This window comes from Actinomycetospora sp. (assembly GCF_055612215.1).
This window is the reverse complement of the sequence record NZ_JBVPVA010000906.1, coordinates 1-12,264: the sequence shown is the minus strand read 5'-3', so window position 1 is coordinate 12,264 and position 12,264 is coordinate 1. Positions and strand designations below refer to the sequence as shown.

Annotated in this window: 15 protein-coding genes and 2 pseudogenes; 6 read left to right on the top strand and 11 right to left on the bottom strand. The window is 72.2% G+C overall.

Annotation, left to right across the window (positions count from 1 at the left end):
- The 3 genes and pseudogenes from AC0CYZ_RS24730 to AC0CYZ_RS24720 all read right to left on the bottom strand — a co-directional run.
- Nucleotides 1–204: pseudogene (locus AC0CYZ_RS24730) on the bottom strand (TIGR03620 family F420-dependent LLM class oxidoreductase); the annotation flags it as partial.
- A 28-nt stretch (nt 205–232) separates the two neighbouring features.
- Complete coding sequence (locus tag AC0CYZ_RS24725; protein ID WP_472220269.1) at nt 233–508, bottom strand: cytochrome P450; 276 nt, start codon at nt 506–508, stop codon at nt 233–235.
- Nucleotides 509–592: 84 nt separating this feature from the next.
- The gene (locus AC0CYZ_RS24720; protein WP_472220273.1) at nt 593–1,054 is read right to left on the bottom strand and encodes an FBP domain-containing protein; all 462 of its coding nucleotides are present in this window, start codon (nt 1,052–1,054) and stop codon (nt 593–595) included.
- Between the two features lie 199 nt (nt 1,055–1,253).
- Here AC0CYZ_RS24720 and AC0CYZ_RS24715 point away from each other — a divergent pair, with 199 nt between their 5' ends.
- Entirely contained in the window at nt 1,254–1,532 is a 279-nt protein-coding gene (locus AC0CYZ_RS24715; RefSeq protein WP_472220267.1) for a hypothetical protein, read from the top strand.
- Nucleotides 1,533–1,575: 43 nt separating this feature from the next.
- Here AC0CYZ_RS24715 and AC0CYZ_RS24710 read toward each other — a convergent pair whose 3' ends face one another.
- From AC0CYZ_RS24710 to AC0CYZ_RS24700, 3 genes are all read right to left on the bottom strand, one after another.
- Nucleotides 1,576–1,908: a VOC family protein gene (locus AC0CYZ_RS24710; protein WP_472220265.1), complete on the bottom strand. Its 333-nt coding sequence runs from the start codon at nt 1,906–1,908 to the stop codon at nt 1,576–1,578.
- 173 nt (nt 1,909–2,081) lie between these two features.
- The gene (locus AC0CYZ_RS24705; RefSeq protein ID WP_472220263.1) at nt 2,082–2,609 is read right to left on the bottom strand and encodes an SRPBCC domain-containing protein; all 528 of its coding nucleotides are present in this window, start codon (nt 2,607–2,609) and stop codon (nt 2,082–2,084) included.
- Nucleotides 2,610–2,651: 42 nt separating this feature from the next.
- Nucleotides 2,652–3,059, bottom strand: a complete 408-nt coding sequence (locus tag AC0CYZ_RS24700; RefSeq protein WP_472220261.1) for an ArsR/SmtB family transcription factor — start codon at nt 3,057–3,059, stop codon at nt 2,652–2,654.
- A gap of 160 nt (nt 3,060–3,219) precedes the next feature.
- Here AC0CYZ_RS24700 and AC0CYZ_RS24695 point away from each other — a divergent pair, with 160 nt between their 5' ends.
- The 3 genes from AC0CYZ_RS24695 (at nt 3,220) to AC0CYZ_RS24685 (ending at nt 4,678) form a co-directional block, all read left to right on the top strand.
- Nucleotides 3,220–3,669 (top strand): SRPBCC family protein, encoded by a 450-nt coding sequence (locus AC0CYZ_RS24695; RefSeq protein ID WP_472220259.1) that lies wholly within the window; start codon nt 3,220–3,222, stop codon nt 3,667–3,669.
- A gap of 83 nt (nt 3,670–3,752) precedes the next feature.
- Entirely contained in the window at nt 3,753–4,232 is a 480-nt protein-coding gene (locus AC0CYZ_RS24690) for an SRPBCC domain-containing protein (RefSeq protein WP_472220257.1), read from the top strand.
- Complete coding sequence (locus AC0CYZ_RS24685) at nt 4,232–4,678, top strand: ArsR/SmtB family transcription factor (protein ID WP_472220255.1); 447 nt, start codon at nt 4,232–4,234, stop codon at nt 4,676–4,678. Before AC0CYZ_RS24690 ends, AC0CYZ_RS24685 begins: the two co-directional genes overlap by 1 nt.
- A 38-nt stretch (nt 4,679–4,716) precedes the next feature.
- On the opposite strand, the gene AC0CYZ_RS24680 is transcribed toward AC0CYZ_RS24685, so the two are convergent.
- The gene (locus AC0CYZ_RS24680) at nt 4,717–5,082 is read right to left on the bottom strand and encodes a hypothetical protein (RefSeq protein ID WP_472220253.1); all 366 of its coding nucleotides are present in this window, start codon (nt 5,080–5,082) and stop codon (nt 4,717–4,719) included.
- Nucleotides 5,083–5,299: 217 nt separating this feature from the next.
- Between AC0CYZ_RS24680 and AC0CYZ_RS24675 the strand changes: the two are divergent.
- Nucleotides 5,300–5,577 (top strand): annotated as a pseudogene (locus tag AC0CYZ_RS24675) (transposase); the annotation flags it as partial.
- 88 nt (nt 5,578–5,665) lie between these two features.
- Here the strand turns inward: AC0CYZ_RS24675 and AC0CYZ_RS24670 are convergent.
- From AC0CYZ_RS24670 to AC0CYZ_RS24655, 4 genes are all read right to left on the bottom strand, one after another.
- Nucleotides 5,666–6,304: a polysaccharide deacetylase family protein gene (locus AC0CYZ_RS24670; RefSeq protein WP_472220271.1), complete on the bottom strand. Its 639-nt coding sequence runs from the start codon at nt 6,302–6,304 to the stop codon at nt 5,666–5,668.
- 395 nt (nt 6,305–6,699) lie between these two features.
- Nucleotides 6,700–7,071, bottom strand: coding sequence for a hypothetical protein (locus AC0CYZ_RS24665; RefSeq protein WP_472220251.1), 372 nt, complete (start codon nt 7,069–7,071; stop codon nt 6,700–6,702).
- 666 nt (nt 7,072–7,737) lie between these two features.
- Nucleotides 7,738–8,367 carry a hypothetical protein gene (locus AC0CYZ_RS24660; protein ID WP_472220249.1) on the bottom strand — a complete coding sequence of 210 codons (630 nt, stop codon included), beginning with the start codon at nt 8,365–8,367 and terminating at the stop codon, nt 7,738–7,740.
- A gap of 788 nt (nt 8,368–9,155) precedes the next feature.
- Complete coding sequence (locus AC0CYZ_RS24655) at nt 9,156–10,805, bottom strand: LuxR C-terminal-related transcriptional regulator (protein ID WP_472220247.1); 1,650 nt, start codon at nt 10,803–10,805, stop codon at nt 9,156–9,158.
- 994 nt (nt 10,806–11,799) lie between these two features.
- Here AC0CYZ_RS24655 and AC0CYZ_RS24650 point away from each other — a divergent pair.
- Nucleotides 11,800–12,264: IniB N-terminal domain-containing protein (locus AC0CYZ_RS24650; protein WP_472220245.1), on the top strand; the 465-nt coding region annotated here is incomplete at its 3' end.

Sequence of the window (12,264 nt, the reverse complement as noted above, 5' to 3'; positions counted from 1 at the left end):
CAGCTGACCGGTCGCGGCGAGCAGGGTCGAGACCTGGACCAGCGTGTCCTTGCCCCCGACGCCCTCGTTCGTCCAGGCCGCCCGGTACCCGGCGGCCTCGAGGCGGCGGGCGGCCTCGACCTGGCGCGCCACCGGCGGCAGCGCGAGGACGGGGATGGGCAGGTAGACACCGAGCGGGCCCAGCGTCTCGCGGGCATCGGTCATGATGTCAGTGTGGGACATCGTGACCGCGTCAGAGCGGCTCCACCCGGACCGGCAGGCGGGAGAGCCCACGCAGGCTGTTGTTGAGCCGCGGCTCCGGGTCGCCCTCGAGGTGCCAGGAGTCGACCCGGGCGGCCAGAGCCCGGATCAGCGCCTCGCCCTCCATCCGCGCGATCGTCATGCCGGCGCAGACGTGGGCGCCCGCGCCGTAGCCCAGGTTGCCGGCCGTCCGGCGGCGGAGGTCGAACTCGTCGGGCCGGTCCCAGTAGCGCGGGTCCCGGTTCGCGCCTGGCGAAAGGACTGTCACCTTGCGGTGGGCGAGCTGTCGCCGCGTAAGGGAACCGTCGTGCGCCTGGAATTGCGGAGTTGCCAGTCGAGACCCGATGGGACCTCAGTGCTTCTCCGGGCGGATGGAGGTGAGGAACGTGTGGAGTCGGCGACGCAGGCCCGCGACGCGCTCGGCGGTCGGGCGGCCCAGCTCCGGCATCACACCCGGGTGCGGCGCCCTGTCGAGCCGGATCGTGGTGGGGCAGGAGAGGTCGTGGCAGATGTAGGTGCCGACGCTGTTGCCCTCACGGCCGGCGGCGCCGGCGAGAGGGGCGGTGTAGAGCGAGACGTTCCCGCCGCGGTGGGTGGTGCGGCAGAGCGCGCACATCGCGGTGCGGCGTGCTCCTGCGGCCGCCCGACGAAGCAGGACACCGACGAGCTCTCCGTCGTGGAGGGTGACCAGGTAGGCCCGCTCGGGGATACGCGGATCGTGCCAGCCGACGAACTCGACCTCGTCCAGGTCGGTGCTTGACACCACGGTGGAGAGGGTCATGCGCTTGGCGTCTCCCCGGGAACAGTTGATCATTGCTCGGCGCACGGCATCCGCGGCGACAACGGTCACGGCTTCTCCCAACCGGGGTCCAAATATCGGGCGGCCGCCGGGACACTAACGCGCTGGGGAATCCGGACGTCTGCCTCATTCGAGCCCCTGCGCATACCGCCGCGACGGCTCGGTTCTCATCATCTCGCGATGATCGAGGTCCCGCGATGACCCACCGAACGCGATGACCGGACGAACGAGACGGCGCTACGACAGCCCACTGCGCCGCGAGCAGGCCGCGGCCACCCGCCGTCAGGTCCTCGCGGCGGCCCGCGTGGTCATGCTCGAGCGCGACACCGAAGCCGCCGAGCTGGTGGCCCGGGGCGAGGAGCAACGCCTGCGCGGCACCCGTGGACCCGCCGAGCACCTCGCCGGGCTCGGCATGGTCTGCCCCGGGCTCACCGGCGAGCGGACCGCCGCGGAATCTACGCCCGGATCGGCCCCGAAATCTTCGACAAACTGACCTCGACGGAGTGGGCGAGGCGAGGCGATCTGCTCGAGCGGGCTCAGCTCGCATTAGGGCGCCACACACCGAAGCGGTTGCCGTGCGGATCGAGGAGGTGGGCGAACTCGATGGCGCCGCCGTCGACGAGGGGCACGGCCACGGTCGCGCCGAGGGACTCGGCGCGCTCGACGGTGGCGGCAACGTCATCGACCTGGACATAGAAGATTGCCCAGGTGGCCGCCCCGAAGCCGGTGGTGTCCCACAGCCCGCCCTGCTCAGAGTTGATCATCTGATAGCTCTGCTCGGAGGGTTCGCCGAAGGTCCAGTCGAACAGAGCACCGAAGAATCGGCGGGCGTCGTCGGGGTGCGGAGTGCCGATCTCGAAGTAGTTCACAACGGCAGGCATGCGGATCGAATCCTCTTCTGTGGTGTGGGTCGTCGATGACGGGCACCTTCGGTGCCCTCGATGGCGGGAGGAGCGGCGGCACTCCGCGCGGCCGACCGGTAGCCGCATCGGGTTCAGCGGCACCTCAGGGCGCTGCGCGACGGCGGTGGGGCTGCGAGGGGCTAGGTCGGGCTCGCCTCGGCGGCTTCGGTCAGGCAACCCAGGATGCGCGCCCAGCCCTGGTGGTAGCCGCCGCCGGAGTAGCCGCCGGGATGGGCGCAAGCGCTGGCCAATTGTTCGTCGGTGAGGTTCTCCCACCCTCGGTGCTCCAGGGCCACCCGTGTCAGCCTGGGTCCGAGACCGGTGAAGCTCAGCTCGACCTCGGTCGGGATGGGGGTGGAGTTCCACGTCATCACCAGACGCCGCGGTGGATCCCAGGCGAGCAGAACGCCCCACTCCGTCGTCGTGCCGTCGTCCCAGGTCTCGTAGACCCGTCCGTCCAGGAAGGGCTCGACGGTCACCGAACGGATCCGCTCGCGGCCCATGGAGTAGGGGACCAGGGGCCACCAGGTGGCGATGGTGTCGACGAAGACCGCGAAGGTGTGGGCCTGGTCGCGTCGGACGAGTGTCGATCGGCGCACCGGGGGGCGGCGCAGTGGCGTGATGGTGCCCGTGCCGTTCGGCTCGTGGGGGTCGGCGGTGGTGCTCATCGGAGGGCTCCTGGGAAGCTGGGTGGCAGGACCGGGGCGAGCTCAACCGGTCGCGGTGTGTCCGTCGTCATCAGCGTCGGCCAGGCCCCGGTCCTGCTCGACGAGCTGGCGGGCGACGTCGAGGGAGGCCCCCCAGACATCGTCGAGGAAGGCGCGCAGCCCATCCACTCCGGCCGGGCGCGCTCGGTAGAGGCGCCGGGTCCCGTCGCGGCGCTCGCTGATCAGCCCTGCCTGCTTGAGGACGCCGATGTGCTGGCTGATCGCGGGTCGGGTGACCTCGAAGGCCTCGGCGATCTCGCCCGCGGCGAGCTCCTCCTCCGCGACTAGACGCAGGATCGCGCGGCGTCGGGGTTCCACGAGGGCGCGCAGGACCTCGTCGGCGGGATCGTGGTCGGCGTCCGGAACGCAAGCCCCGAGCGGTTTCCGCGCGGGGCGCGGAGGTCCGGACATCGGGAGCCCTCCTTCTGTTAGCGCACACGAACGTTAGCGCACGAGCGTCGATGGCGCCATGCTGGAGGGCGATGAGCAACTGGGAGTTGCGTGTCCCCAGCATCGACCGATACCGTCGATCCCGCAACCGTAAGTTGCCCGACGAGACCAGGAGCGGGATATGGACCAGGCCATCGGCACGACGCAGGGCCCCGACTACCGACAGGCGATGGCGCTGGCCGCGGCGCCGGACGTCGTCTACGCGGCCGTGAGCACCGCGGCCGGCGTGTCGGGCTGGTGGATGCCCACGACCGGCTGGGGCTCCGAGGGGGGCGAGCTGTGGCTGGCGATGCCCCCCGGCCCGGTGGTGATGCGCGTCGACACCGCCCGGCCCTCGACCCAGGTCCGGTGGACCGTGATGACCTGCGATTTCATGCCCGACTGGGTCGGTACGCGCATCGACTTCGGTCTCGGTCGACGAGCGGGCTCCACTCTCCTGGACTTCCGACACGAGGGACTGACCCCGCGGTTGGAGTGCTTCGACCAGTGCCGCCAGGGTTGGGAGTACTACCTGGCGAGCCTGCAGGCCTACGTGGAGACCGGCACCGGTCGACCCGGCAACAGGCACTGACACAGCTCCGAATCGCGCGGAAGGCCGTGGGCGATGCCTGGATACCGTCACCTCCCGCTCATTGATCCGCTACTCTTTGTTGCATGAACGGGTCCGGCATGGTGATCGCGCAGGAGATCATGATCGATGCGCCGGTCGAGGTGGTGTGGCGGGCGGTCACCGAGCCCGAACACATCGCTATCTGGTTCGCCGACGCCGTGGACCTACGCGCCGAGCCCGGTTATGACGGCTCGGTGGTCTTCTCCCGACGGCTCGAGACCGATGCTGCGCCGAAGTCGGTACAGATCCAGGTGCACGCCGTCGAACCCGGCCGGATCTTCTCCTTCCGCTGGGAGCACCCGCAGGGCAGCTCTCCGCGGCCGGGCAACTCGCTGCTGGTCACCTTCACCCTGACACCGGAAGGTCATCGCACCCGACTGCGGGTCGTCGAGAGCGGGCTGGAGGACATGGTCTGGACCGAGCAGGAACGAGAGGGCTATCGAGCCGAGCACGCGCGCGGCTGGACCACACTCCTCGGGCGGTTGCACGACCACCTCATCGACGAGCACGCCGAGCACCGTTGATGATCGAGGGGAGCGAGGAGCAGCTGTGGGCGGCGGTGGCCGAACCCGGCCGCCGCCGCCTGCTCGACTCACTGGTCACCCACGGCGAGGCCACGCCGACCACCCTGGCCGCGGAGCTGCCGTTCTCACGGCAAGCCGTCTCCAAGCACCTCGCCGTCCTGGTAGACGCCGGGCTGGTCACCCCACGACGAGAAGGCCGAGAGGTCCGCTACACCATCCAACCCGACCGGCTCCACGCCGCCGCCGCGGCGATGCTCACCACCGCGAACCGGTGGAACGCGCGGCTGCAGGCCATCAAGCGCATCGCCGAGGCCCTCCACCGAGCCGATCAGGCCACCCCGGAGGGCTCCCACGGCGGCGCCGGTCCGGATCGTAGGTCCGCGAACGGCGAGGCCGGCATCCCGGGGCCCGGGCCTGGTGGCGGGCCATCCGGGCCATCGGCCTGATCGACGGACGACCTCGGCCGGTCGAGTCGGGCCTGCGATCAGGTTCGGGGTGCCGCGACGTCCTTCGGGTCGGGCAGCGTGCTGCCGGGGAAGCTCTGGCAGGAGTGCACCTCGTAGACGAACACGCCGGCCTGCACGCCCGGATCGCCGTCCATGACCTCCCGCGCGCGATCGAGGTCGCAGGCGAGGACCGCGGCACCGACGAGATCGTCGCCGCCGACGGGGCACACGATCGGCATGACGTCCTCGGCCCGCAGCGCGGCATTGCGACGGCCGTGCTCCCAGACGATCTGATCGACGCCGTCGACGTGCCGTCGCGGGCCCCATCGCAGCAGCACCAACGTGTACGGCCTCGCGGTCGCGACGAGGGCGCGAAGCTGCTCGTCGGTGATCGTGTCGGTCAACGGTGGCTCCCGATGTCGTGAAGTGCGGTCCGTCTTCGTCAGCGAGCTCTAACGTTAGTGGTCGCTTTCGGTCTCTGGCAACTCGTGTGGCTGTCGGCACGGCAGATGACGAGGCCCGACCGCGCCGGAAGTCCGGGTGTGCCCGGCGCGGGCACCGAAGAGGTGACGTCGACGGCGGCCCGCGGTGAGATTGCGCCAGCGTCGATCGCGTACTCGGCTCACTCACTCCGTCGAGCGGGGTGCGGGTGGCGTGGGTGTTGTTCCTCGGAGATCGGTGCGTTCGGTGCTCGAGCGCGGCCTGTCCGAGATGACCGAGCACCTGGGCGACGAGATGGGCGTCCCTGCCGAGGGTCGTGGAACTCCCGCATCGGATCCACCCCGAAGACCCTGAGCTCGGGAGGCCGGCGACGTGCCGCTGGCGGTCCCCCGTGATCGAGCGGGTCGTTCGAGCCGCGCCTGGTGCCGAGAGGCTCCCGGCGCCGCGGCGGTCTCGACATTCGATGGTGATGAAACGTCACGCGACGAGGGCTCTCGGCGTGCTTCGCGGGTGACGGCGAGGCGGAGTCTTCGTCGTGGGTGCCGGTCAGCTGGGGAAGACGAAGGTGTAGCCCTGGGAGCGCAGCCAAGGGATCAGCTGGGTGACTGCCGCGACGGTCTGGTCGCGGGGTCCGCCCCCGTCGTGGAACAGGACGACCGCTCCGGGCCGGATGTGGGCCTCGACGGAGTTGACGATCGCGGCCGTTCCCGACCGAGTCCAGTCTCGGGTGTCGATGGTCCACCCCAGCGGCTGCATCCCCGCCTGTGCGGAGCGCCGCAGCAGGGCCGGGGTCCAGTTCCCGTCCGGGGCGCGGAAGTAGTCGACCGGGGCGCCTCCGGACGCGGCGACCAGGACGTCGCGGCTCGCCCGCAGCTGTTGGTCCATCACCGACGAGGTGTGGGAGCCGATCGTCGGGTCGTGGGTGATGGTGTGGTCGCAGAGGCGGTGACCGGCCGCGGTCACGCGACGCACCAGGGCCGGTTGTGCTTGCGCTTGCTGGCCGATCTCGCAGAAGGTCGCAACGACGCGATCACGAGCGAGGACGGCGAGGAGCTGCGGGGTGTAGCGGGCGGTTGGTCCGTCGTCGAAGGTCAACGAGACAGTCCTGCCGCCGGCTCGGGTGACCGTGAGCAGCGTGGGATCGACCCGAGGGCCGACCGGAGGCGGGGAGCTCGATGTGTCCATCGAGAGCTCGATGACCGGCGCAGGGGCCGACGCCGCCGGTTCGCCTTGGAACATGGTGAGCCCAGTGGCGGTGACGAACAACCCGGCCGCGGCGACGGTCAGCCAGGCCCGACGGTGGAGGTGCCGCGCCCGGCGCGTCGGTGGCCAGTTCACGCGTGGCCACCCCTTGACCGCACAACACCGGTCCCGTCCACCTCGTGAGCCACAAGTGTCACACCGTAGGGGGACTGGGGGCGCCATCAAGGGGACGCGCCGTCGCAGGGCGATTCGGGTGGTGTGCGGTGAAGGACCGCGACGCAGCGAGCTCGTCGAACTCTGGCCGCTTCTATTCTGAGATCCACCGCGCTTGAGCGTGCGAGCGGAGCTTCCACGACCGCCTCGTGAAAGTGGTGGAGTCAATGCTTGGGCGGGCTCTGAGGTGGCCCGGCGGCCGAACCTGATCCCGTGGTCCCGGCATTGGCGGCCGGTGCGTGGCGGCGCGGCGCCGAGTGTGGCGCGGTGCGCGCCGAGGCCGGGGTGTCCGGGGCCGCGCACAGGTCGAACGAGACGAAGTCCCGGCTCGAGGTCTGCAGGTAGTGCTGGGCGCCGACCTGCTCGTCGGGGAAGGGGCGGAACGCCTTCGGGCGTGATGCTCCGTCGGGATGGAAGTAGGCCCCTGACATCCAGGAGGGATTGATGTCGAGCTCCATGCCACGGACCGCGCCGGCTGAGTGCAGCAGGTTCCCCAGTGTGCACACCGACAGCGCCGGGCCGCCCACGTAGATCATGGCCCCGGTGGGTGTGACTCCGAACGCCGAGCGGTGGATGTAGGCCGCCTGCCCGATCGTGGAGCCCCACTCCGCCGTGCCGCCGGTCGCGCACGTCGGGTGACGACGCCGTCGTCCACGAGGGGGACGAGGTTCTGGCGCACCGCGGCCACGTCAGGGGTCATGCGGACCTTGGAGCCCCAGGCCCCGACGTCGACGCCGCCGTCGCGCCGGATCACCAGGCTCGCGGCACCCGGCACGAGCGCGGGCCTCTCGGCCCTCGGCGTATCGGGCGCCCGCCGTCGCCCACGACATCGCCCTCGATGCGGGTGTGCTTGCGGTAGTGGCTAACCCGGACGCGATCGGTCCCGGTCGGGTGGTCGTGGCCCAGGAGCTGAGTGCCGGGGCGCACGTGTGCCGAGGTGAGCGGGTCACGGACCTGGGTGGAAGCCGATAGCGGTGGCGGTGGAGCGGTGGCACCCGCGTGCCGCAGGGGCCCAGGCGGCTCGATCGGGATGTCAAACAGCTCTCCTAGACCGAGCCCACCAATCCACGTTGCGCGGTGGCCGCTTCCGGACTGTGGATCAGGAACCGACGATAATCCCCCCTTACCTCACCTATGTCCGAGCCATTCCTCGTGGCGGTCCAGCGCGCCGCCGGTCGTCTCGCGCATCCGGGGCGCGGCCGTCACGCCGCCAGTGCGTCGTCGTAGGCCCCGTCGTCGGCGGTGTCGACGGTCCCGCCCTCTGTGGGGTGGGAGTGCTCGGGGAGTTCGTCGTGGCCCGCGTGCCCGCGACGTAGTGCCCGGGTCATGACCCGGTAGCGCACCGCTAGCCCGGCCACCAGGGCGAGGGCGAGCACGGCCAGGGTGACCGGGGTGCGCGTGAAGTTCGAGGGGTCCTGCAGGGCCATGGCCTGGACCTGGCTTGCGGTGGTGGCCGCCAGCGCGGGGTTGGCGTCGAGCAGGGTGCCCAGCGGAGCTGCCTCGGGGTCGGTCAACAGCCGCGTGGGGTCGAACGCGGTGCCGCCCAGCGGCGGCGTCAGCATCCCGTTCCCGGCGAACCCCGCCAACCCCGGGGTGCTCCCCCGGGGGGCCGCGAGCGAGGGTGCGACCGGCGGCAGGGGTGCCGCGACGGGCAGCCCCACCGGCGCTGGCAGGCCCGGTGCTGGCAGGCCCGGCGCTACCGCCGGCGGGGGCGCAGGCACCGCCGCCGCAGGAGGCGGCACCACCACGAACACCGGAGCCGGGCCCGCGGCCGGGGTGCTCGCCGCCGAGGCGGGAACGCCGCCGCCCGCGGGCAGCCCCGTCCCGGCCACAGTGCCGGTCGTAGTCCCGGCCACAGTGCCGGTCGTAGTGCCCGCCGACCCGGACCCGGCCCCTGCGGTCCCGGAGCCACCACCAGTCGCGGCGCTGGTGGGGGCGCCCGCCGCCGAGCCTGTCGTGGACGACTCGGGCGGGACAGAGGCGCTCGAGGCGCTCAGCGAGCCGAGTTGGGCACCGTTCGAGTCCACACACCAGTCGCCCCGGGCGACGCCCGACGTGGCGCCCACGACGCAGACCGCGCCGTCAGCAGCGCTGGCCGCACCGGCGCCCAGCGCCAGGCCACCGACCGCGATAGTGGCCACGAGGACCCCTGCCCCCACCCGAGTCCCGCGTCCGCCCACGTTCGACCTCCCGACTATGACCCACCGGTGATGCCGACTGATCTCCCCGCCACCCACTCGGCGTTACCACGCCCGCGAAACCTCACCCGCTCAGCGCAACCACACGCCGCCGAGGTGGCCGGTGCTGCGCCGAACGCGGCCGACGTTTGATCTGTCCGGTGGCTTACCCGGCGAGGCGCTTGTCGAGAGGCGGCGCCGGCGCGGCAGAGCCCGGGGTGCCGACGGTAGCCACGTTGGTGCACACCTTCAGGCAGTACGCGGTACCCCCGTCGCCCCGCGTGCCGGCGGTGCCGCCACTGGAGCTGACCGCGCCGCCGGTGGCCAAGTTGTGCAGGTCCGATGCAGTAGGCGGTGCCGCCGGCGCCGCCGTGGCAAGCGTGTGCAACCCGGGTCCGGGAGTCTCCGCGTCGGCCTAAGAAGCGGGAAGGGGGGTCAGCCCCTCATGCCGCGTGCAGTGCCTGGCGTAGGTCGTGGAACAGGGTGCTGCGGTCGTGGGAGCCGAGGCGTTGTCGCATGCGTCCGACGTGATGCTCGACGGTCTTCGCGGTGATGTAGAGCCGTTCCCCGATTTGACGGTAGGTCAGCCCGTCGAGCAGGAGGACGGCGACTTGGCGTTCCCGTTCGCTGAGCACCTCGATCTCGCGGCCCGGCGGGGCCGTGACCACCTCGGCTGCGGGGTCGGCCTGCGCCGGGTCGGCTCCGCCGGTGGGGAGTGCTCTTGGCCGGCCCGGCTCTGGTTCGGCCGGGGACGGGCTCTCGCCGGCCTCGGCCAGGTCAGCGGGTGTTGCGCCGGTGGAGCTGGCTGTGGGGTTGGTGGCCGCGCGGGCTTGCAGGCCGCGGGCACCGTTGAGCAGTGTGCTGATGGCCCGGCGGTCGGTGGTGCGCACTGCGGCCTCTTTGAGTAGGCGCGCGCCGTCCCAGGCCAGCCCGGCCTCGGCCAGATCACAGGCAGCGAGCAACGTGGCGGTGGGGTCGACTTGGCCGTCGAGGATGGCGACCCAGCAGCTCGCCGCGGCTTTCAGGGTCTGGGTTCGGTGCGGGTCGGCCTCAAGGGTGGCGAGGCGTTGGCTGCGCTCGGTGGCGCGGTCGAGATCGGTGGCGGCTGCGGCGGCCAGGACACCAGCGAAGTACCAGGGCGCGGCCCAGAGCGGGGGGCGGCCGAGGGCGTCGAGGATTTCGTCGGCGGCCTGGAGGTGCGGCTGTAGCCAGGCGTCCTCGCCGAGTCGGCTGGCCACGATCTGCAGCTCGCTCAAGGGCAGCAGGCTGAACAAGTCGACCGGGTGGCGCAGGATGCTGGCGCGTCCTCGCGCCCACAGGGCGACCAGGTGTGCGGTGTCGCCGCCGCGGCGGGCGAGGCTGGCTTCCACCCCGACCGCGAGCAGGTCGTCGGGGGCTTCGACCGGACCGGGCAAGGCCATCGCCTCGGCGAGGTCTGCGCGGGCCCCGGGGTCGTCGCCCATGGTCATGCGGGTCCAGGCCCGCAGCAGCCGGTGGCGGCGGCGGGTCGGCGCGCCGCCGAGATCGGCCTCGATGGCCCCGTCGAGCAACACAGCGCCCATGTCCGGTTCGCCACGGTGCAGGGCGACCAGGGCTCCGAGCGCGGCTGGGGAGGTGTCGAGCAGCATCGGCCGCCCGGCGCCCTCGAGCAGGCTCGCGGCGCGGGTGAGTTCCCCGAGCGCCACACCTGACTGGCCGCGCAAGGAGCGCGCCAGGGCCCGCGCGGTGTAGGCCTCGGCCGCGGCCCGCGCGGTGGGGACCACCGGGTCGGGCACCTCACGGTCGTCGGCGATACCGCTGGCGAGACGGGCCACCACACCCGAAGCGCTCGGCGCCTCCGGATCGATGGTCTCGGCCCAGGTGTGCAGCTGCGCGGCCCGACCCTGCGGGCCCCGATGGGCCGACACGGCGGCCAGTAGCCGCGCCGCCCGGGCCTGCTGGTGATGGTCTCCGGTCATCTCCAACAGGTAGTCCGCCTGACGGGCGGCCGCGACGAGCTCCCCGTCGAGAGCGGTCTGCTCCGCCTCGCGGAGCAACCGATCCGCCACAGCGGCGTCGGCCGGGTCGTCCTGGGCAGCTGCGCCGGTGCTCACTTCGAACCCGCCGGATCAGCCGGAACCGCCGTGGACGTCGTCGGTGGATGACCCGTCGACGGCGTCGATCCCCCCGTCGCGGGCGCTGCGGCGGCGGGCGTGGTGCTGGTCGCCGCCGGGCCGGGCGCGGCATCGCTGGGCACCAGCGGCACGGTCACCGCCCCGATCACCAACGCTACGGCGAGGACGCCGCCGCCCGCGAACACGGCCAGCCGACGTCGCCGACGGATCAGGACGGGGTCGGCGGCACCGGCCCGGAACGGGTGTGCCCCAACCTTCACGACCGGGCGGCACGGGAACCCGGCCGCCCCGAGATCAAGCACCTCGGTGACGGCGTCCCTGCCACCCTGCCCCCCCGCGCTGCGGCCCGCAGCCGGGTTCTGTTGGGCGCTGGGGCGGGGCTGCGGCCCCGGACCAGCCGAGACTGGGGCCGGCCGAGGCGCCGGCGGGTAGGACAGTGCCGGGCCGACGGGGACCGCCTCCCGCGGGGGATATGACCCGCCCGCCGTCCGCGGCGCGGGCACCGCCGCGCCGGGCCGAGCGTGCCGTGGACCCGACCGGGCCTGCCCCGACGACATCGGCGAGGCGTCGTACCCGATGCCGGCCATAATCCCCCCGAGCGTTCGCCGACCGTGGCTCATCCGAGATGACATCGTGACCGCTCGTGCAGTCGTTACGACCACCGGGTCGGCGCCGCACGCGCTCGATTGCGCTGAGTCACGGACGGACCCCGCAGCGTGATGCGGTCCGGCATCCTCCTAGCGGGACGGGGCGGACTCGCCGGGGAGGGACTCGGGCCCGGCCAAACGGGTCGGCGTGCTGCGCCCCGACCCCCCCAACGCCGGCCCGTGCCGGACTAGGGCTCATCCCCGATGGCAGCCCGCAGCGAGCGACCTACCGTTGTCACCGCCGAGCGAGCTCCCCGAAGCGGCCGGCACCCCACAGCCTCTCGGTGCATCCCGAAGGGATGACGCCGCCCCCGCTCAGGAGTGAAATGACCATCGCCGTCAGCCAGCACAAGACGCTGCTGCAGTTCCTGTTTGACCTGTTCCGCCACCCCCAGGCCCAAGCCGATTTCGCCCGCGACCCCCAAGGCGTGCTCCACGCCGCCGGCTTCGGCGGAGTCACCCCCGCCGAACTCCGCGAGGTCATCCCACCGGTCCTCGAGCACTGCCCGCCGCACCTGGCCGCGCAGTGGGAGCGCATGGAACGCGGTTGGGGCCACCACGAATGGCACCCCGAACACCACCACGAGCCGACCCCGACCCCCGCAGACCACGTCTGCCACCCCGGCTGCGGCTGCGAACAGCGCCACTACGACCACGACCGCGACCACGACGGTTGGCGCGGTGGCGACCACGACGGTTGGCGCAGTGGCGACCACGACGGCTGGGGCCGCGGGGACGGTGACGACCGGTGGGGCTACGGCCGTGACGATGACGACCGGTGGGGCCACGGC

Coding starts and splice junctions, on each gene's coding strand:
- AC0CYZ_RS24720 (WP_472220273.1), bottom strand. CDS start 1,054: ATGATCAACTGTTCCCGGGGAGACGCCAAGCGCATGACCCTCTCCACC.
- AC0CYZ_RS24715 (WP_472220267.1), top strand. CDS start 1,254: ATGACCGGACGAACGAGACGGCGCTACGACAGCCCACTGCGCCGCGAG.
- AC0CYZ_RS24705 (WP_472220263.1), bottom strand. CDS start 2,609: ATGAGCACCACCGCCGACCCCCACGAGCCGAACGGCACGGGCACCATC.
- AC0CYZ_RS24700 (WP_472220261.1), bottom strand. CDS start 3,059: ATGTCCGGACCTCCGCGCCCCGCGCGGAAACCGCTCGGGGCTTGCGTT.
- AC0CYZ_RS24695 (WP_472220259.1), top strand. CDS start 3,220: ATGGACCAGGCCATCGGCACGACGCAGGGCCCCGACTACCGACAGGCG.
- AC0CYZ_RS24690 (WP_472220257.1), top strand. CDS start 3,753: ATGAACGGGTCCGGCATGGTGATCGCGCAGGAGATCATGATCGATGCG.
- AC0CYZ_RS24685 (WP_472220255.1), top strand. CDS start 4,232: ATGATCGAGGGGAGCGAGGAGCAGCTGTGGGCGGCGGTGGCCGAACCC.
- AC0CYZ_RS24670 (WP_472220271.1), bottom strand. CDS start 6,304: ATGGACACATCGAGCTCCCCGCCTCCGGTCGGCCCTCGGGTCGATCCC.
- AC0CYZ_RS24665 (WP_472220251.1), bottom strand. CDS start 7,071: ATGATCTACGTGGGCGGCCCGGCGCTGTCGGTGTGCACACTGGGGAAC.